The following is a 20121-nucleotide window of genomic DNA, read 5'->3' on the forward strand; positions in this document are numbered from 1 at the left end:
AACCGCAAAGGAGTTGAAATTCATGAATACCATGATTGGTGTTAAAAATGAAAAAGCGGTGCTTGCTAAAGAAAGAAAACCTCCGAAACATTCCACTCAGTCCTCACTATGGTGGATGTATTTACCCGCACTAGCCGCTGTCTGCTTTTTCATTTTATACCCGTTTCTCAACGGCTTGAAAATCTCACTTACGAACTGGAATGGTTTTTCTCAAATCTATGATTATATTGGCTTTCATCAATATAGCCGCTTACTAAAAGATCCTGACACATGGCTTGTTGTTAAAAATACGTTGCTTTACGGACTGGGAAGTACGTTGTTTCAAAATATTATCGGCTTGCTGTATGCTCTGCTGCTGAATCAAAGTATTAAAGTTCGGGGCCTTACACGGACGATCATCTACTTGCCTGTCATCATCAGCCCCCTCATCATGGGTTACATTTGGTATTTTTTCTTTGCTTACCAAGGCGGTGCACTGAATGATGTATTGATTCTTATGGGATTTGATAAGATCAATGCATTGGCCAACCCAAGTATGAATACCTGGATTATTGTTTTTGTAAACACCTATCAGTTCGTTGGAATTGCCATGATCATTTATCTCGCCGGACTTCAAAGCATCTCAAAAGATTATTATGAGGCTGCTCAGCTCGATGGAGCCTCCCCTTTTAATCAGTTTAAAAATATAACGCTGCCTCTTTTGATGCCCTCCATTACCATCAACATTGTCTTGAATGTCATCGGCGGCCTAAAACTGTTTGATGTGATTGTCTCATTAACAGGAGGCGGACCTGGAAATGCTTCTCAATCCATGTCCACTTTCATGTATGACTTATATTTTAATCGGCAAGATGCCGGATATGCCGCCACGGAAGGTGTGTTAATGGCCGTCATTATACTCATAATCAGTCTTTCTGCCCTGCTTTTCTTTAAACGCAAGGAGGTAGAAGCGTGATGGGAATCTTGAATCGAAAACATAAAACGCTGCTGACGATTGTTGCTTTGTTGATAGCGCTCTATCATCTGGTTCCCTTTTATATCTTGCTTACCACTGCTTTCAAAGCGAAGGGCGACTTCAGTTCGAAATGGATCTTCCCCCATCAATTTTCATTGGATAATTTTAGAGAAGCCTGGGAAATGGCGAACTTAGGACAATCCTTATTGAATACGGTGATTATCACGTTCTTTTCAGCTCTGCTTCTCATCTTTTTTGGTTCGCTGGCCGCTTACCCACTGGCAAGAAGAGATACCAGATTGAACAAGTTTGTGTATGTCTTTTTTATTGCGATTATGGTCATTCCCCCATTGACCGCTCTGGTACCTTTATATCAGTTGGTCGTGGATATCGGAATGATGAATACCCGTACCATTGCCGTTTTAAATAACGTAGCAGCTTATATGCCGCTTACTATCTTTTTGTATGCAGGATTTATCCGTTCCACCATCCCAAAGGAATTGGAAGAAGCAGCTAAAATGGATGGAGCCAGCACACTTTCAATCTTTTTTAAAGTCGTGTTTCCGCTTTTAAAACCGGTTACCGCATCCATCCTTATCATTTCTTGTGTGTATATTTGGAATGATTATCAATTTGCGATCTTCTTCCTGCAAGCTGAAGAAGTAAAAACCATTACTGTTGCACTGTCCAGCTTCTTTGGACAAAATACGAACAATTTGAACCTCGTAGCGGCAGCGGCCATCATGGCAGTAGCTCCTATGGTCATTTTATTCTTGTTCTTGCAAAAGCACTTTATAGAAGGTCTGGCTTCAGGTTCTGTAAAAGGATAAAAAAAACAAGTGGAGGGTTAACGATGAAGGTTACAATTATTGGAGCAGGAAGTGTAGTTTTTGCCAAGCGTTTAATTACAGACATTTTAAGTTTTCCAGAGTTGCGGGATACTACCTTTTCTTTAACCGATATTCATGCGGTACGGCTGCAAACCGCAGAAAAAATGACAAAATCTATCATCGCTCAGTTCGGAAACAATGCTCAGGTAGAAGCGCACATCGATCGAAAGCAGGCATTGACCAATGCTGATTATGTACTTAACTTAATCCAAGTGGGAATGCATGAAGCAACTTTAGTTGATTTTGAAATTCCAAAACGGTATGGGTTAAAACAAACCATTGCCGACACACTAGGTGTTGGAGGCGTATTCCGTGCATTACGGACCATACCGGTTCTCCTCGACATCTGCAGAGATATGGAAGAAGTTTGTCCAGAGGCGTATTTCCTTAATTATACAAATCCGATGGCCATGCTCATGCTGGCCATTCAGAAAGCATCTTCTATAAAATCAGTCGGATTGTGCCATAGTGTTCAAAACACTGCGGATGAATTGTCCTCTTACTTAAACATTCCCGTGGAAGAACTGGAGTACAAAGTTGCGGGGATCAATCATATGGCCTGGTTCTTGGAGTTAAAAAGAAATGGTCAGGATCTTTATCCTTCTCTCTTAAAAGCTATGAAAGACCCAAACATTTATGCCAAAGATAAAGTTCGGTTTGAAATGATGAAAAGATTGAATTTCTTTATCACAGAATCCAGTGAACATATGTCCGAATACACACCGTATTTTATTAAACGGGATCAGTTAATTCAGGACTTTGATATTCCAATTGATGAATATGTGAGAAGAAGCGAAGACAATTTAAAGCAATTTGCCGAAACACAAAAGATGATAGACCAAGGGAAGGCCTTTCCAATGGAAAAAAGCCATGAATTTGGAGCCCCTATCATTCATTCTCTAGAAACGGGGATCAACCGAGAGATTTGGGGAAATGTGTTAAATACACAACTTATTACGAACCTGCCGAATAATTCCTGCGTGGAAGTTCCTTGCCTGGTCAATAAACGAGGGATTCAGCCTATCCATGTAGGCGATCTCCCACCTCATTTGGCTGCGATGAACATGACCAATATCAATGTTCAGCAACTGGTGGTAGAAGCCGTACTTACAAGCAATGTGGATTATGTGTATCAGGCGGTCATGCTCGACCCCCATACGTCTTCCGTTCTATCACTGGACGAAATGTGGAACATGACGAAGGAACTATTGGATGCTCATGCAGATTACTTGCCTGCATTTACTAAAGGGAGGCACTTAACCTATCAGGGCAAAGCAGTAACCTTATAAATGTAAAAAGCTAAGGATCCTCGTCCTTAGCTTTTTTTTTAAATCATATTACTTAATTTGCCGGATAATTGATAAGTAGTAAACTCGTTGGAACAAGGCTGGCCATTTGTAATTTGTACTATACTCAGAGAATTCTACTACACTATAAAAAGGAAAATAGTACTGCGTAATTGAATAATAAGCTATATCAATTAAAGGAGGAATTGTGAATGAAACACATCTCCAGATGACTTTACCGCTGAAACTCCTTCACTCGAAGAATTGAAGCCGTTACTTAAAGAACAAATTGCTAATATTAAGGGAACATATGGTGATCGATTAGAAGAAGTATTTGAACCAACGCAGGGGATGGATACCCTTGAGCAAGTCCTTCTTTGGACGACTTTTCACGAGGGCATGCATCTGCAAACCATCTTGGATATAAAAAAAGTGTATGAATGCTTAATAGAAAATTAGGTGAGGACCAATAGTAAATGATCTTCCTTATATAAGCCCCTCCATTCTTCCCAATTGTCCCCTCTCAGGCAGTTTATTCCCTATTTACTCTTCCTTCCCTTCATCAGCAAATTATCACTTTTTGTTGCAATTAATAGCTGATTTTGGACATATTTGGTGAACACTTTTCATGGAATTAAATGGATTGGACCATTAAAATAGGTTCAGTAGGAAAGTCTTATTTTAAGGGGAGATGCTGGTGAAAAGGAAGGGTTTGTATTCATTGCTTTGTGCAAGTATCATTGCCTCAACTTGTGCTGCACAAACGGCCTATGCTGCACCCATTCAGTTTGAAAAGGCGACCAAGGTGATTAAACAGGAGTACAATCTTAACTCGTTGTATGATAAAAACTTTAACAAATATTCCATTCAAAGAAGCCCATTGGAGCAAAGACTAAAGGATATACCCCTTCACCCGGAGAGTTTCGGCAATCTAAAGACTACTAATGATGAAGATCCTTTATATGAGATGGAATACAATGATGATTTTGATGCAGCCAATACAGCAAAATTTGAAAAAGCCATGGTCGGCCAATTGCTGCCTCTATATGATGTTGATATGTTTAAACTGACAGTTCCCGATAAAGGTGTCGTTTTAATCGGCGGCACAACCAACTCTACTGCCATACAGCTGTTGTTCGGGCTGTTTCAGAAGGATTATGCAGAAAACAACAACCTGGTTTATTTAGGGTACGATGATTCTGATCCGGAGGTTTTTGTAGAGGCATTTCGAGTGAACAAACCCGGCACTTATTACATAAATGCCATTGACTATGACAATCAAGACGACATTGATAACAATACAGAAGATGACCTTTACGCGGTAATCCCTGTATTTGTTGATGATGTAGCTCCATCAAAACCTGTCATTAATAAAGTAGATAACAATGATAAGGCAGTAACAGGAAAGGCAGAAGCCAATTCTACGATTTCGATCAAAAATGGTTCAAAAACGTTGGGTACCGGAAAAACAACGTCAAAAGGGACTTTCTCAGTCAAAATAAGTGTTCAAAAAGCGAATACCAAATTAACAGTCACAGCAAAAGATAAAAGCGGGAATATCAGTTCACCAGCCACCGTTATCGTAGCTGATGTCATCCCGCCGACTAAGCCTACCATTAATAAGATTGATGACAATGATAAAGTGGTAAAAGGAAAAGCTGAAGCCAACTCTACCGTAACAGTACGCGCAAACAGCAAAACACTGGGGTCCAAAAAAGCGGACAGTAAAGGTAATTACAGTGTCATCATTAAACCGCAAAAAGCGGGTACAAATGTTTATGTTTACGCTACAGATAAAGCAGGCAACAAAAGTTCCAATGCGGTCAAAAAAGTAGTTAAGCATTAGTCTATAAATCTGTAAAGGGACTGGCAATAAATTTTGTCAGTTCCTTTTGATTTCATTTTATTTATTCATCATTCTTCTCATCTTTCAACCTTAGGATTTAGTATTGTTTAAAAGAGAATCGTGGTGTATTTAGGTAAAAAACAGGTTTTTCAACAGGTTGAATCAGTTCCTTCTCACCAGTTTGCTGAGCTTTTAAACAGGCGTCCGAGGTTATAGCAGCAATGTAACCATCCCATGATGAAGGACCGTTGGGTTTTCCTGTTATTCTGATAGAATCCATAAAGTCTTGAAGCTCTTTATCATACGCATCTTGAAAACGAAGTTTCCAATCTACTAATATTTCTGTGCTTCTTTTACCTTCTTTTCGTGTAACAACACTCGATACGTCCGGAAGATATGCGACTCCGTCTTCCCCAATTACTTCACACTGAATATCGTAACCATAATTGCAATTTACAAAAACCTCTGCCTGAATGACAATTCCAGCTTTAGTTTCCAGTATAAAAATCTGTGGGTCAATTAAATGCCCTAAAGCATGTTTGGTCTTTTTGGGAAAGAACACTTGAACCGATTGATATTCATCATTGACCAGCCAGTGAAGAACATCTATTTCATGGATGAGAGTGTCTGATACTGCCATATCTGAGGTGTAATTTTCATTTGAACTTGCATTACGATGCACACAGCGAATCATTAATGGCTCCCCAATATCATGGCTGTCCAGTACACGCTTTAATTGTACGTACCCTGAATCATAACGGCGCATAAAGCCTACTTGAACCAATCGTTTCCCTTGTTTCATTTCTGCTTCTATAATTCTACGACACCCTTCGGCTGTCGTAGCTAATGGCTTTTCACAAAAGACGTACTTTCCTGCCTCAATAGCCGCCAGTACACTTTGCTCATGAGCCGGTCCCCAGCTTGTTACAAGCACTGCATCTACATTAGGATCCTTGATCAATGAATGATCATCTGGAAAGATGGCGGCATCCAATTGAAACTCGTCTATAACACTTTTTACGGCTTCCGAATTCACATCAGTTACTGCCACAATCTTACCGCCAGATAATGTATTGGTGATTCGATTGATATGTTCCCTGCCAATTGCACCGGTCCCAATTACGCCAAATTTCAACGTCATGATTAACCCTCCTTGAATCCAAGTTCATTTAGAATCTTGTTATACCTTTTAGGTTCATACCATCTTTTCTTCCTTTTTGAATAGAAGCTTTTCATCAATGTACTTACGACTTATTAAGGCATACTCCAATGGATGAGCAATGGAAGGGTCTTGTTCAGCCTCAATGACAATCCACCCTTGATAACCATGTTCTACTAGCGTCTGATAGGGTTCTGTAAAATCAATGCATCCATCGCCAGGTACCGTAAACAGACCATGTAAAAACGACTGTTGGAATGACTTCCCTCGTTCCTTGCATTCCTGTAAAGTATCTTTCCTTACATCTTTAAAATGAACATGTTTTATCCGGTCAATATGTTTGTGAAGCAATGTGAGGTAATCTCCATCGGAAACAAAGATATGGCCGGAGTCGTATAGTAAATGTACAAAATGTGGATCTGTATGTTCTAAAAGTCGGTCAATATCAGCTAAAGTTTGTACTCCGGTACCCATGTGATGATGGTAAGCCAGGCGTAATCCATACGTTGTCGCTATCTCCCCTAGAATATTAAGTCCCTCACATAATACGTTCCATTCTTGATCCGTAAAAGCTGGCTTATTCAAAAAGATATTTGTATCTTCTCCTTGAACGCTGTAGGTTTGCTCCGATACAACCGCCACATCCGCATGAACCTCCTGCAGATATTGGCAGTGAATACGAAATGCTGCAACGACACTAGAAAGTCCATTACGGATGATATAACTACTAAACCACTTCCCTGCTATCTTTAAATTACGAAGTGCAAGTTCTTTATTTAATACTTCGGGTTCAGGAAAAAAACCTCCGACCTCTGTTCCTTCAAATCCTGCTACAACAATGTCGCTCAGCAGGTGCTGCAAGGTGTTTTCTGCACCAATTTCCGGCAGATCATCATTCCGCCAGCCTATAGGGGCAATCCCCCAAAAGATACCTTGATTCTCCATCTTGGGTCTCCTTTTTTAGTATTGTTTTGCCTCCTGGAGTTTCTTCTGTTTTGCATCATAGACTTGTTGCACACTTTCTTTATTGGATACCTCAGCAACTCCTACATTCCACCAGGCCTCATATCCAGCAGTCATGGTTTTCGGCAATACTTTAATTTCAATCAGCGTCGAACAGGTTTGCTGCTTTGCATCTTCAAGGGCATGGATTAGATCCTCTTTATTGTTCACCTGATAGGCTCTCGCACCATATCCTTCCGCGACTTTCGCGTAATTAATGTTTAAGATCTGGTTGTCTGACGTTCTAAATTCGCAAAAGTAACTTCCGCCCCCGTTTTCCATCTGTAGATTGTTAATACAGCCAAACCCAGAGTTATCAAAGAGAAGCAGATTAATTTTTTGATTGTATTGAATAGCTGTAATTAATTCAGAGTGGAGCATTAAAAAACTCCCATCCCCAACCATGGCATAGACTTCTTGATCGGGATGTGCCAACTTGATGCCCAGCGCACCAGATACTTCGTATCCCATACATGAGTAACCATATTCCAGATGATAAGTATTGGGCACTTCCGATCGCCATAGGCGTTGCAAATCTCCTGGGAGGGAGCCTGCAGAACCAATTACATAACTGGCAGGATCAATGGTGTCATTGATGGTTACTAATGCAGTCGTTTGAGCAAACTCCGTTTCAAGCTCAGCCGCATATTCGTTAAGTATCTCTTGAGAGAAATGATTTTTAATTTCCGGATCAAATTCTGTTCGATTGAAACTTACTTGGCTTAAGCGTTGACGTTCTGCCAGCCATTCTTCTTTTAGGCAGGGGATGTCCTCACCAAAATTACTACGGTAACCTTCTAACATAGGCATCAACTGCTCTAACGTTGTTTTCGCATCAGCCACCACCTGAAATGCATCTAGTTTATATGCTTGAAAACGGTTCACATTAATGTTAAGGAAATTCGTTTGATCAAAACTGAACGCCGTTTTGGAAGACGTCACAAAATCGGTATATCGTGTCCCTATCCCAATAATGAGATCCGCCTGTTGTGCCGCTTTATTCGCCGACAAGGTACCGGTAACGCCCATTCCACCGAGGTTGTTGACAAAGGTAGATTCTACAGTCGATTTTCCAGCTTGGGTTTCCACCAGCGGAATGGCATGTTTTTCAGAAAGAGCGATTAAGACATCACGGGCTTGAGAATATTTAGCTCCTCCACCTACAATGATTAGGGGTTTTTCGCTCATCTTAATTAACTCTGCCGCACCTGTCAGCTCACGTTCAGTCGGTAACTGGCGGTCGAGGTAGTGGATTCGTTTTTCAAAAAAAGCTTCTTGAAAGTCATAAGCCTCTCCTTCAACATCTTGAGAGATACAAATGGTGGCTGGACCTGCCTTACCAGGGTCTGTCATCACTTCAAATGCTCGGAGTAAACTACTCATTAATTGTTCAGGACGGGTAATTCGATCCCAATATCTTGAGACCGGCTTGAGGGCATCATTGGTAGTGACTGCTGCGCTGTACTCTTGTTCAACCTGCTGAAGAACAGGATCGGGTTGACGGGTGGCAAACGTATCAGCAGGCAGGAAAAGCACCGGAATATTATTGGATAGTGCCGTTCCTGCTGCAGCCACCAAATTGGCGGATCCAGGCCCGACGGAAGTGGTAACAGCATAGATTTTCTGTCTTAACATTTCTTTGCTGTAAGCAATTGCTGCATGTGCCATTCCTTGTTCATTTTTACCTTGAATCACTTTTAAGTGTCCTGCGTCTTGTTCTAAAGCTTGCCCAATCCCAAGGACGTTTCCATGGCCAAATACACTAAAAATTCCTTCAACAAAATGAAATTCCTTGCCATCAACATGGAGATACTGTTGATTTAAGAATTTAATTAGTGCTTGTGCTGTTGTTAACCTTATGGTTCTCATTTTCATTCACCCCTTTACATGGATTGATTCATTTAAGGGACTTTCCTTTTCTCTAATGAACTGTTCGATTTCTTGTACGGTTGGCATGGCCTCTGAAGAACTGTGTTTGCTAACTACAATGGAAGCAGAGGCACTTCCATATTTTAAAGCGCTTTCAATTCCTTTGCCTTTGATGAGAGCATATAAGAAAGCGGAAGCATAAGAATCCCCTGCACCAAATGTTTTTAACACTTCGGTTGGATAAGCTTTCCCCTCATAGGTTTCTCCTTCTCTGGTATAAGCAAACGATCCCTCAACCCCTTGCTTAATCACAATTAATCTAGGCGAGTGTTGAAATAGATATTGGATCGTGTCTTCATTTTTGCCGTTTGGCTTGTTTTCAAGTATGTTGTACTCATCTCTTGTACCAAGAATTACATCGGACTGTTCAGCCACCAATGAGTAATATACGGATGTCTCTTCACGTGATTTCCAAGTGTATGGCCGATAATCCAATTCAAAAATAACCAAAACATGATTTCTTTTTGCTAATTGAATGGCGTTTAATACGGCCTCTCTTGAAGGGCTTTTTGATAGAGCGGTTCCTGAGACCAAAAGAATACTTGATCGTTTTAAGTAACTTTCACTAATTTCAGAGGGTGCTAAGTATAAATCGGCTACATCCTCACGATACATGAGGATGCTGCACTCTTCTGGACTTTTAATCTCTGTAAAAGCCAGACCTGTTTTATGTCCTTCTTTATCAATGATCAGATTGGATGTATCCACGTCCATTCGGTTCATGTATTGCAGAATGAAGCGTCCATGCTGATCATCTGAAATTTTACCAATAAAACCAGCGTTCAGGCCTAATTTCGAGCTGCCAATGGCAATATTAGCAGGCGATCCCCCTACATATTTCGTAAAGGTCATGGTTTCTTCCATCGGGCGGTTGTACTCCGTAGCATTTAAATCAATGCAGGCTCGGCCAATGGCGATAATATCAAATTCTCTGTTTTTACTAAACTCAACTTTCATTTTCCCACTCCTTTCTAGCTATCTAGCGTTCTAATATCCATTTGTGGTTCGGATCATTATGAAATTTCCAAATACGGTTTGGTCCTGCCATAACATTTAAATAATAAGAGGTATATCCCTCGGGAACCCCTACTGGATGATACCCTTCCGGCACCAAAACAACATCGCCGTTTTCAACGGTCATGGTTTCATCGAGCGAACGATCATCGGTGTAAACACGCTGAAACACGAAGCCTTGTGGTGGATTAATTTCGTGGTAATACGTTTCTTCTAATAGAGATTCCTCTGGCAGGTTATCTTGATCATGTTTATGAGGAGGATAACTTGACCAATTGCCGCTCTCTGTATAAACCTCGACTACCAACAAACGATGAGCTGCTGAGTTGGAATCAGGTAATATATTATGAACCAAACGCTGATTATTACGGCTGCCTCGATTCTCTACTTCATTTTCCTCAGCTTTAATTAATTTTGCAGGTAGAATCTTATCCGTAGGCGAATAACATAAAGCCACGCGCGCAGGCTTCACTCCTTCTACTTCTAACCGCTGCTGATTGGATATATACACACTGTCCGTAGGAATCTTGTCAAAGACACTCTCACGGGTACCAAGTTTAGTGAATGTATTCTTCTGATCCTTAACATTAATGGTCCCTTTCAAAGCAACGATGCAGCATTCTTTATCGTTTAAGGTTTCAGTATATTTAGCACCTGGCGCTAATTCAATAATTTTAAGTTCAACATACTGCAAAGGAGAAACCTCATTTTTTACTTCATGAACAATGGTCACTCCTGAAGCGATCTCCCTTTTTTCTGGTTTGCATAACAATTGCGTCATATGTACCTCCTCCTTTAGTTGTTTTGCACTATCACTTCTTTAGCAGCTGGATTAAATAGATAACTTAAATCGTTTTACTTTCTGAGAAAAATAGAGGTAAGTAGTCTTTGTTTTCTTCCAAAATATCTCGAAGGATCTTTTCAGCAACCGAAGCACTCTTAACCAGTGGATGGGTGGTCAGGGCCATCAGTGCCGAAGAGTAATCCCCATGAACAGCAGCCTCAATAGCCAATTCTTCGTAGGCTTTTACCACCTGAAGCAAGCCGCGTATCCTTGCATCAATCTCCGTTGAAAGCTGAATAGGATGGGCTCCTTGGTGATCAATCACACAATTTACTTCAATGGAGGCCGTAGAAGGAAGACAGGCGAGGATGCCATTGTTCTGGACATTGACCGTTTGAATGTCCTTTTTATTGTTGTAGATGGAAGACATGATATTTACCGCGGCCTCTGAGTAATACGCGCCGCCTCTTTGAGCAAGTTCAGGCGGCTTGATGGAAAGGTTAGGATCTTTATACCTTTCAAATAAGGCTGCCTCCACCTTTTTCACCTCATCCGCTCTAGTACCTTCATCCTTTAATTGCTGAATTTGCTGCTGAAGAATCTCGTCTTTTTTATAATAGTAACGGTGATACCCACAAGGAAAGGACCCTAAGGATAGTAGAAAATCACGGCCCCACTCTATGTCGGGGATATTTTTCATGGTAAACCCCTGATTACCAGGTATCTCTTCCAGAAAAGATTGTGTCACATCTTTGTTTCTTACCATAATTTTAGTGGTCCAATTCAAGTGATTGATGCCAGCCATCTCAATTTCCACCTCAGATGCATCGACATCAAAAAATGCAGCGAACTGCTTTCTTGTGTTAATCGGGAGGTTGCAAAGCCCAATCGTTTTAATGTTGGCATATTTATTGACCGCTTCCGTTACCATGCCGGCGGGATTTGTAAAGTTAATGAGAAACGCTTCTGGAGAGAATTTTTCGATATCTTTACAGATATCGAGGATAACCGGTATGGTGCGAAGTGCTTTGGCAAACCCGCCTGCACCTGTAGTTTCTTGGCCGATACACTGATATCGTAAAGGAATCCTTTCATCTCTGGATCTCGCTTCTAACATTCCCACTCGAAGTTGAGTAATGACAAAATCGGCATTGGTTATGGCTTCCTCTCGATTGAGTGTTAACTCAAGATTGATGGGTACACCCGCCTTTTCAATCATTCTTCTAGCAAGGTTTCCAACAATCTCTAATTTTTCCCGCCCCTCTTTAATATCCACTAAATAAAGATCCTGAATAGGAAACTCCTCATACCGCTCGATACATCCTTCAATCAGTTCGGGCGTATACGACGATCCCCCTCCAATTACTGCCACTTTAAGCCCGTTCTTCATGATATTTCCACCCTTTCTCCAATTGGTTTAAAACATCAGTTGTTGTCGGTAATCCTAATTGATCCCTTGCGAGTAGAACAGCTCCAAATACCGGTTCCATTTCGGGTATAACGAGCTGAATGGAATGCCCTTCACTCTCGATGGTCTGTTTTAAAGAATCCAATACATAAAGGTTTTTCCCCTTTTGCAGCACACTGCCGGTCAAAATGATGGGAATGGGTGCAGGTAAACTGCCCAGTCTTTTAATGACGGAACTTGCGGCTAATCCTAATTCTTTTCCCATCTGTTTTAATATCCTTATCGAGAGCTGATCTCCGTCCATTGCGGCTTCATGAAGTACAATAGCCAAATCACCGGTTACTTTGGTCACACCATCATCTAAGAATTGATTCCACATCTCTTCCATGCTGCTAAAGCCAAAATAACGTGGAACTCGATGTGTTAGAATAGTAGGTATTTCTCGGAGTTCCCAGGAACGGATGGCCGATCGAAAGACTTCAATTGCGAGCGCGTTTCCACCTGCTCCAGCTCCATCTCCATAGAGATATCCAAAACCACCGGTTTGGACAACTTTTCCTTGTTGATTTCGGCCAGATGCGTTGGTGCCACTCCCACACACCAGAACCACTCCTGTATTCGAAGAGCTTCCTAGCCGTAATCCTTCCATCGTGTCGCACACCAAGTTCCATTTAGCAAAGGGCAATGTTGCGAGTGCTGATTCAAGCAATCGAATATCTTTTTCACGGTCTGCACCGGCTAATCCATACTGTACAAAAGAGATTTCACTATAACTGATTTCAGCTTCCTCCATCGCTTGTGAAATCGCTTCTTGCAGATTAGTTAACGCTTTTTTGATTCCATTGACTTGATAATTGGAACAACCAGAATACCCCTTCCCAATGATTTGTCCATGCTGATCCACGATGACGGCCTGGGTTTTGCTTCCACCCCCATCAACACCCATCACAATCGTTCCCATTATTCTTTCACACCCCCACCTGCAAGGCCTCCAACAATGTATTTGTAGAGGAATACCGAGACTAAAACCGGAGGTAAGGAGGCAATAAAACCGCCAGCCGTCATTAGTCCCCAATCAATGCTGTGCTTACCGATAAATTCTCGGATGGCGATCGGAAGCGTCTTCGATGCAAAGGTTTGTGTGAAGGCACTTGCGAACATGAACTCATCCCATGCTAATAACAACGTAAAGATTGCCGTTGCGGCTATTCCTGGCATCGCTAAAGGGACGATAATTCTAAACAAAGTACCGATACGAGAACACCCATCAATAATTGCGGCTTCCTCCAAGGCTTTCGGAATGGTTTGGAAGTAACCTGTCATGATCCAAATGGCAAACGGAAGGGAAAAGGTAGTGTAGGAAATAATTAAAGCCCACACGGTATCCAGTAGCGGTGGCGTTTGAAACAATATAAAACTAGTAAAAGGAATAGTAATGGATATACCGTTTCTCATCATGACATAGAGAGGCGCAATGATAGAGATTGAAGGTAAAAGCTGCATAGCAAGTACAGTAAACAAAGCTGAATTCCGAAACGGAAACTTGACCTTGGAAAAAGCAAATGACGCAAAGATGGCCAAAAACAAGGTTAGCATAGTTGTACCTAATGAAACGATCACACTGTTTTTCATGGCAGCTATAAATTCGCCCGCCCCATTCCCCGTAAAAAGTTTGTAATAGTTTTCTAATGTCGGAGAATGAGGAATTAAATGTCCGCTAAGGAGCTCTTCGGTTTTACTGATTGAAGACGTAAAAAGATAAATAAAAGGCGCCAATGTGAAAATAGCCAGCAAGATTAAGCCACTCCACAAATAGAAGGGAGGAATAAGGTCCGTGCTTTTTGTCTTAAATAACTTAGACTTAACTTTGACGGCTGGTTTCACTTCATTCCTGACTGTGCTTTGTTCTAGCGTTGGTTCGAACATCGTAGCCCCTCCTTTTAAAACTCATGAGAATTTTTCTTTAACAATCGTATATACCAAACAATAAATACTAAGATGATCGCTGTAGAGACCCAAGCCATGGCGGAAGCTTCTCCAAGGTAAAAATAACGGAAGGCTTTATTGAACGTCAGGTACGAGATCGACGTAGTCGGATCGCCTGTAAAAACTGTTAAAATATCGTACACCCGAAAAGCAGCTATCGTACGAAGGACTACCGCAATCATCAATATCGGAAACAACTGAGGAATGGTCACATACCAAAGCTTTTTCCAAAAACCCGCTCCATCCATCATCGCTGCTTCATACAGAGATGATGGAATTGCTTGTAAACCTGCCAATAATAATAACGTCATAAAGGGTGTCATTTTCCAAACGTCAGCTACTACAACGGAATTGATAATATTATGGGCATCTGCCAGCCAGAGTGGATTTTCACTCGCACTCAGAACATGTATTTTTTTAAGAATAATCGTAAACGACCCGTTCCCTGGCTGGAAAATCCATTTCCATAGCAAGCCGTTAACTAAAGTCAGCATCGCCCAAGGAATAATAATTATCATTCGAAAAAATACTCTTCCCCTGAACATTTGATTTAACAATAAAGCACTAAATAAGCCCAATACTAATTCGGCAACGGTTGAAATCACCGTAAAGTAACCGGTAAAATACGTCGCGGTCCAAAAATCATGATTTTTAAATAGCGCAATAAAATTACCAAATCCAACAAATACAACGTCAGAACCATCCAGCATATGATACTTGTACATACTCCAGACAAGCGATTGGTAAATGGGGAACAAAAAGGTCTTAAAGAGTATGTAGAAGGTTGGAAACAATAAGACAAAAGCAAAAAGTATTTCTTTTCTCTGTTTCCTGTCCATTAACCTCGGATTCACTAACTTTCCAGTAGATTTTCCCATCGCCAGCCTCCTGCGAAAGAAGAAGCGGTTAGTATCTAACCGCTTCTCGTTTTTTATTTTGCATCTTCAATGGCTTTTTCGATATTTTTTGCTGCGGTGTTTAAAGCATCTTCTGGTGATTTTTTGCCTAAGAGAGCTTCATGGATTTCTGCGGATAAAATGTCAGCCCATTCCACGTAACCCGGAGCGTTCGGACGATTTTGCCCATATTGATATTGCTTCATAATCTTATCCACTGTTTTGGTTTTGTCTGCTGCTTTGAGATCGGGATCGTCATACAACCCTTCTAATGTTGGATACATCCCATCTTGCTCAAACATCGGAAGTTGGAATTGTTTTGTACTCATCCATTTTAAGAATTGAAGCGCTGCTTGTTTATGTTTACTATCTCTCATTAATGAGATGCCTTCCGATCCCGTTACTGCGGCTGACTCTACGTCTCCGTTTCCTGGCATTAGCCCTACATCCGTTTTATTCACCACTTTGGATTTGGATGGATCATTCAAATCCGGATACATTCCTTCCCAGTTCGTCATCATAGCAATTTTTCCAGCAGCAAACGCGTTTTTCACATCATCTTCACTCCACTGCATACTCGCAGGGTCCACCGTTTTATCTTTTTGAACAAGGTCAACCATAAATTGAAGCGCTTTCAATCCTCCGCTTTTATTAAAAACGGGGGTTCCATTTTCATCAAAGAACTTACCGCCAAAGCCATATACTAAGCTGACAAAGTCACAATTCAATCCTTCTGCTTGTTTCCAAGACCATGCGGAACCATAAACCCCATTCTTTGTGAGTTTTTTAGACATTTCTCTAAATTCATCCCATGTTTTAGGAGGCGCATTATATCCTGCTTTCGCAAGAAGCTCTTTGTTCCAATAGAAGTGTTTGGTACTTGAAAAAAATGGTACAGCGGCAAGTTGATCTTTATACATGACAGAACCTAAAGACGATTGAGTGTATTTCTTTTGAACATCTTTTGGTACCGAATCGGCTAAATCATACGCTATCTTACCTTCCATAAATTGACCTGCCCAAATGGTATCCATCTCAGCTAAATCTATATCTGCAGAGTTGGAAAGTACCGCTGTTGTAATTTTGTTATAAAGTGAATTATAATCAACCGCAATCTCTTTAACTTTGATACCTGTGTCTTTTGTAAATTCTTTCAATATTTTTCCTCGAGGACCATTTTCACCGTCAGTATTCACCCATAATAAGGTGATCTCTTCCCCCTTTAGATCTTTCTTGTTGTTCCAGCTCAGCTTTTCATCTTTCGCTTCACCTTTCTCTCCACTCGTTGGTGGTGCTGCATTACATCCGGTCAGCAAGATAAAAATCAATGATAAAAGAAAAAGAACTTCGCCTCTTTTCAACATAGACCCTCCCTTTAAATAAATGTTTAATCCTTACTCTTTCGTTGTCACTTTTGATAAAAGTGTGGCTTGGCCGAGAAACAAACCTTTTTTCTGGCTGAGGGCTGCGGTTGCCATTTGAACCACATAGGCATAAATCAAAGGGCTCACAAAATCATCAATTGAATTCAGTTGGATCGACAGCACATTTGGATGAGTCAATGCCTGATCTGAAACGTAAACTACCTTGCCCCCTAACTCAGCAATTTCAATCGCAAAATTATGATTTAGCGACTCTGTAGTTCCTTTTGGATTAAACAGAATGCATTGAAAAGAATCCGCCAGCAATTCAAACGGTCCGTGGCGAAATTGTCCTAGCGATAATGACTCAGTTTGCATTCTAGCCGCTTCTTTTAATAAAAGGGCACCTAGATCAGAGGTGATGACACTCGGACCACGGCCAAGCAAAAACAGTGGTCGATCTTCGGATAGAAAATTTCCTATTCGGCTGCTAATCTCCTCTTCTTTAATGGCTGTCTCTAATTTAGAAACCGCTTGGAATAACGCTTGTTCTAACGGTGCATTCACCCACTGAGAGCACAATTGAAGCAATAAACCAGCTGTTGAGGTAAATGTTTTTGTCGCAGTGATTGATTCTTCCTTTCCAGCTGCGGTATAAAAAACTTGAGACGCACCTTGAGCCAGGGTACTTTGTGGTGTGTTCGTAATCGCGGTATATTCTGAAAGTTGAGCGGCTAACCGGCAGGCTTCATACGATTCTCCGCTTTGTGAAACAATGATGGGTTGATAGTGTTTCAGCATTGGTATTTGATAGTGAAGGAGCTCAGAGGTGTCCACTGCTGCTGCAGGATAACCCTTTGCGTTCAAATAAAGGGCTGCCAACTGGCCAGCTGCTAATGAGCTGCCCATGCCCGTAAAAAGCAACGGGCGATTGAGATCCAGGGACAAATAATTGCCCCTGTTGGCTTCAAGGGTATCTTTTAAAGCTTGAGGCTGTTCAGCTACCTCTTTTATAAACACATTCAATGATTTCTCCTCCTGCCATTAAACCGTTATATTTTTGCCCCTAAATTGTGGGAGGTGTTCTTTATGGGCTTCAAGGTAGTCATCCATCATCGCCTTGGCCGATGTGAACGATGGAACAAGAGGATGAACAGTTAAAGCATTAACACCCGCTTGATAATCCCCCTTCACGGCAGATTCAACGGCTAACCGTTCATACGTTTTCACCGGATGGATCAAGGAAAGAGCAAAGTCCGGTACCTCCCCAATACTTAATGGGAAATATCCATTTTTATTAACAAGACATGGGACCTCTACTACATCATCTTTATGAAGCTGAGCAATGGTACCATCGTTGGGGACATTTAACGTTAAGACTTGCTGCTTGTTATTTGCAATACTTCGGATAATGTTTAATGCCAGTCCTTCATATCCTTCTTCTTCAAAGGAAAGTTCAACGGTTTCCTCTTGCTCGTGAACATCGTGAACTTGTCCTGTTGTCTCCCTGGACATGTAGGTGCTCCCCCGTGCATCTAAAGTTTGTTGATAATCACTCCAAGCTTCTTCCATTCGTCCTTGATGGACGAGTTCTGAAATTCTCTGGAGGAGAGGCCGATTTAACTGTACGATTTGCTGTCCCCTTGTCTGATAGGATTGCTTAATATTGTTCACTGCCTGATCAGAGTAGTAAAAGTAATACAGGTATTCGTTCGGCAGCATGCCCATGTTTTGAATTAATTCGGGTTCGAAAAAGCGGAAGGTATGTGAAATGCGGGAAAGGTGATCATAATTGTCAAGGATCTCTGGGAGACGATCCACTCCCTTGTCATAAACAGAAGGTACCCATCCGAGATGGTTTAATCCAAAGTAGTTGACTTGAAGGTCGGTGTGCGGTACCTTCAAAAATTTACATAGTGAGTTTTTAATTCCAGCATGCGCATCGCAAATTCCTATCACTTTTTTGTGAGCTCCATATGTAGTAAGTGCCTGTGCCATTAACCCTGCAGGATTGGTAAAGTTCAGCAGCCAGGCATCTGGTGCTTCCTCACTGATAATCTTGGAATATTCCAGCATTACCGGGATCGTCCGTAATCCCATGGCAAATCCGCCAGGTCCCGTCGTTTCCTGCCCTAAAACACCATATTTAAGGGCAATTTGTTCATCAAGAACCCTTCCTTCCTCTTGCCCCACACGGATGGCAGAAAAGATGAAATCTGCCCCTTGTACCGCTTTACGGATATCCGTTGTAAACGATAATTTAAAAGTACCCTGATGTTTCTCTACCAAATGTCGAGAGATGTTCCCCATGATCGAAAGCCGCTCTTCATCGACATCAAAGAGGGTCACTTCTTTAAACGCAAGGTCTGTATGGTTAAACAACCCTTCAATCAATAACGGTGTTCTCATACCGGCACCGCCTAAAATGGTCAGTTTCATTATTCATTCCTCCTATATTATTTACTGGGTTCAAAAAAATCCTGCTGTACTTGTTGCCAGGTCGGGCTACTGGTCGTTCCTCCTAGACTTTGCACCGAACAGCTTCCACAGTAATTGCCTAGCTTTACTGAATCATCTAATGACCATCCCTTTAGAATTCCAGTTAACAGTCCGGCAGAGAAAACATCGCCTGCGCCTGTTGTATCAACTGCACTGCATTTATATCCTAAAATCTTTTTCGTAGCGTTTTTATATCTTACAATTGCCCCCTCTTCCCCCAATTTAATGACTACAGGGGCAGCATATTTGTTTAATTTCTCAATGGCCTCTAGAGGATTCAATAAACCCGTTATCGTTTCTGCCTCTTTTTGATTGGGGGTAAAGATATCTGCCATTTTAATTAGTTCATCTAATTGAGGGTTCGTAAGCCATTCCTCATCCCAACCGACATCCAAAGAGATATACATGCCTTTTTTCTTAGCGGTTTCAATGACGGATATATTCTCCCTTACCGCGCCGGTATGCAATACTTTCGAATCAGTCTTTTGAATCACCGTCTTCGCGTAATCTGCCAGGTTCAATTTCTCCACGTTATCCTGATAGGAAAGAAACGACCGGTCTCCCCCATAATTAATGGCCACCGATAAACAACGCAACGGCTGATCTACTTCTAGCATTAGTGAAGTAGATACACCCTCAGCCTCTAAACTTTCTTTCATAAAACGGCTTAAAAAATCATTACCGATAGGAGAGATAACAGCTACTTTCATTCCTAATCTTGATAGTGCAACCGCTGTGTTGTAAGCAGCTCCACACGTAAATTCAAAAGACCCGCAATATACTTCCTCTCCTGGTTTTGGGAGTTTAGGAATGGATGAAAAAATGATATCGGTTGAAATGATTCCTTGAACCAGAACATCATAGGTCATAAAAATACCCCCTTCCTTTTATTTGTTATGTTGTTACTACAAATCTATTTCATTTCATGATTCTTGTCAATTGAATATTCTAAATTTTTAGATTATATAAAAAGGTGTCTGAATAATACTGGTTTTGCTCATTTTTGATTAGAACTAAGCCATATAGTATTCTTTGGTGTGGTCATCTTTGGCTCCAAAATACCCCTGTAAATTATTTTAACTATTAAATAAATTTGTAAATGGCAA

17 protein-coding genes are annotated in these 20121 nt (G+C 41.2%); 4 read left to right on the top strand and 13 right to left on the bottom strand.

From position 1 onward, the window contains the following. The first annotated feature begins 31 nt into the window (after nucleotides 1-31). The 4 genes from M1K46_RS09600 (at nucleotide 32) to M1K46_RS09620 (ending at nucleotide 4977) form a co-directional block, all read left to right on the top strand. A complete protein-coding gene (locus M1K46_RS09600) occupies nucleotides 32-955 on the top strand; it encodes a carbohydrate ABC transporter permease (protein WP_369795794.1) in 924 nt (307 codons plus the stop codon). Then, the gene (locus M1K46_RS09605) at nucleotides 955-1785 is read left to right on the top strand and encodes a carbohydrate ABC transporter permease (RefSeq protein WP_256226140.1); all 831 of its coding nucleotides are present in this window, start codon (nucleotides 955-957) and stop codon (nucleotides 1783-1785) included. Before M1K46_RS09600 ends, M1K46_RS09605 begins: the two co-directional genes overlap by 1 nt. Nucleotides 1786-1808: 23 nt before the next feature. After that, nucleotides 1809-3134: an alpha-glucosidase/alpha-galactosidase gene (locus M1K46_RS09610; protein ID WP_256225874.1), complete on the top strand. Its 1326-nt coding sequence runs from the start codon at nucleotides 1809-1811 to the stop codon at nucleotides 3132-3134. Between the two features lie 694 nt (nucleotides 3135-3828). Further along, complete coding sequence (locus tag M1K46_RS09620) at nucleotides 3829-4977, top strand: Ig-like domain-containing protein (RefSeq protein ID WP_256225875.1); 1149 nt, start codon at nucleotides 3829-3831, stop codon at nucleotides 4975-4977. A gap of 97 nt (nucleotides 4978-5074) precedes the next feature. Here M1K46_RS09620 and M1K46_RS09625 read toward each other — a convergent pair whose 3' ends face one another. From M1K46_RS09625 to M1K46_RS09685, 13 genes are all read right to left on the bottom strand, one after another. Further along, a complete protein-coding gene (locus tag M1K46_RS09625) occupies nucleotides 5075-6118 on the bottom strand; it encodes a Gfo/Idh/MocA family protein (RefSeq protein WP_256225876.1) in 1044 nt (347 codons plus the stop codon). 54 nt (nucleotides 6119-6172) lie between these two features. After that, nucleotides 6173-7081 carry a myo-inosose-2 dehydratase gene (gene iolE, locus M1K46_RS09630; RefSeq protein WP_256225877.1) on the bottom strand — a complete coding sequence of 303 codons (909 nt, stop codon included), beginning with the start codon at nucleotides 7079-7081 and terminating at the stop codon, nucleotides 6173-6175. A gap of 15 nt (nucleotides 7082-7096) precedes the next feature. Continuing rightward, entirely contained in the window at nucleotides 7097-9007 is a 1911-nt protein-coding gene (iolD, locus tag M1K46_RS09635) for a 3D-(3,5/4)-trihydroxycyclohexane-1,2-dione acylhydrolase (decyclizing) (protein ID WP_256225878.1), read from the bottom strand. Between the two features lie 6 nt (nucleotides 9008-9013). Further along, nucleotides 9014-10024, bottom strand: a complete 1011-nt coding sequence (gene iolC / locus M1K46_RS09640) for a 5-dehydro-2-deoxygluconokinase (RefSeq protein ID WP_256225879.1) — start codon at nucleotides 10022-10024, stop codon at nucleotides 9014-9016. A gap of 22 nt (nucleotides 10025-10046) precedes the next feature. After that, entirely contained in the window at nucleotides 10047-10862 is an 816-nt protein-coding gene (gene iolB / locus M1K46_RS09645) for a 5-deoxy-glucuronate isomerase (RefSeq protein ID WP_256225880.1), read from the bottom strand. A gap of 64 nt (nucleotides 10863-10926) precedes the next feature. After that, nucleotides 10927-12255 (bottom strand): 6-phospho-beta-glucosidase, encoded by a 1329-nt coding sequence (locus M1K46_RS09650; RefSeq protein ID WP_256225881.1) that lies wholly within the window; start codon nucleotides 12253-12255, stop codon nucleotides 10927-10929. Beyond that, nucleotides 12239-13234, bottom strand: coding sequence for an N-acetylglucosamine kinase (locus M1K46_RS09655; protein ID WP_256225882.1), 996 nt, complete (start codon nucleotides 13232-13234; stop codon nucleotides 12239-12241). The genes M1K46_RS09650 and M1K46_RS09655 overlap by 17 nt, the downstream gene beginning before the upstream one ends. After that, nucleotides 13234-14199 carry a carbohydrate ABC transporter permease gene (locus M1K46_RS09660; protein ID WP_256225883.1) on the bottom strand — a complete coding sequence of 322 codons (966 nt, stop codon included), beginning with the start codon at nucleotides 14197-14199 and terminating at the stop codon, nucleotides 13234-13236. Before M1K46_RS09660 ends, M1K46_RS09655 begins: the two co-directional genes overlap by 1 nt. A 14-nt stretch (nucleotides 14200-14213) precedes the next feature. Further along, on the bottom strand, nucleotides 14214-15137 hold the full coding sequence (locus M1K46_RS09665) for a carbohydrate ABC transporter permease (protein WP_256225884.1): 924 nt from the start codon (nucleotides 15135-15137) through the stop codon (nucleotides 14214-14216). Nucleotides 15138-15190: 53 nt separating this feature from the next. Continuing rightward, nucleotides 15191-16483, bottom strand: a complete 1293-nt coding sequence (locus tag M1K46_RS09670; RefSeq protein ID WP_256225885.1) for an extracellular solute-binding protein — start codon at nucleotides 16481-16483, stop codon at nucleotides 15191-15193. 66 nt (nucleotides 16484-16549) lie between these two features. Beyond that, nucleotides 16550-17536 (bottom strand): SIS domain-containing protein, encoded by a 987-nt coding sequence (locus M1K46_RS09675; RefSeq protein WP_256226141.1) that lies wholly within the window; start codon nucleotides 17534-17536, stop codon nucleotides 16550-16552. A gap of 24 nt (nucleotides 17537-17560) precedes the next feature. Continuing rightward, nucleotides 17561-18955, bottom strand: coding sequence for a 6-phospho-beta-glucosidase (locus M1K46_RS09680; protein WP_256225886.1), 1395 nt, complete (start codon nucleotides 18953-18955; stop codon nucleotides 17561-17563). 17 nt (nucleotides 18956-18972) lie between these two features. Next, entirely contained in the window at nucleotides 18973-19884 is a 912-nt protein-coding gene (locus M1K46_RS09685) for a carbohydrate kinase family protein (protein WP_256225887.1), read from the bottom strand. Nucleotides 19885-20121 lie beyond the last annotated feature (237 nt).

Origin of the sequence: Fictibacillus sp. WQ 8-8 (assembly GCF_024494405.1) — a bacterium.
Taxonomy (GTDB): domain Bacteria; phylum Bacillota; class Bacilli; order Bacillales; family Fictibacillaceae; genus Fictibacillus_C; species Fictibacillus_C marinisediminis.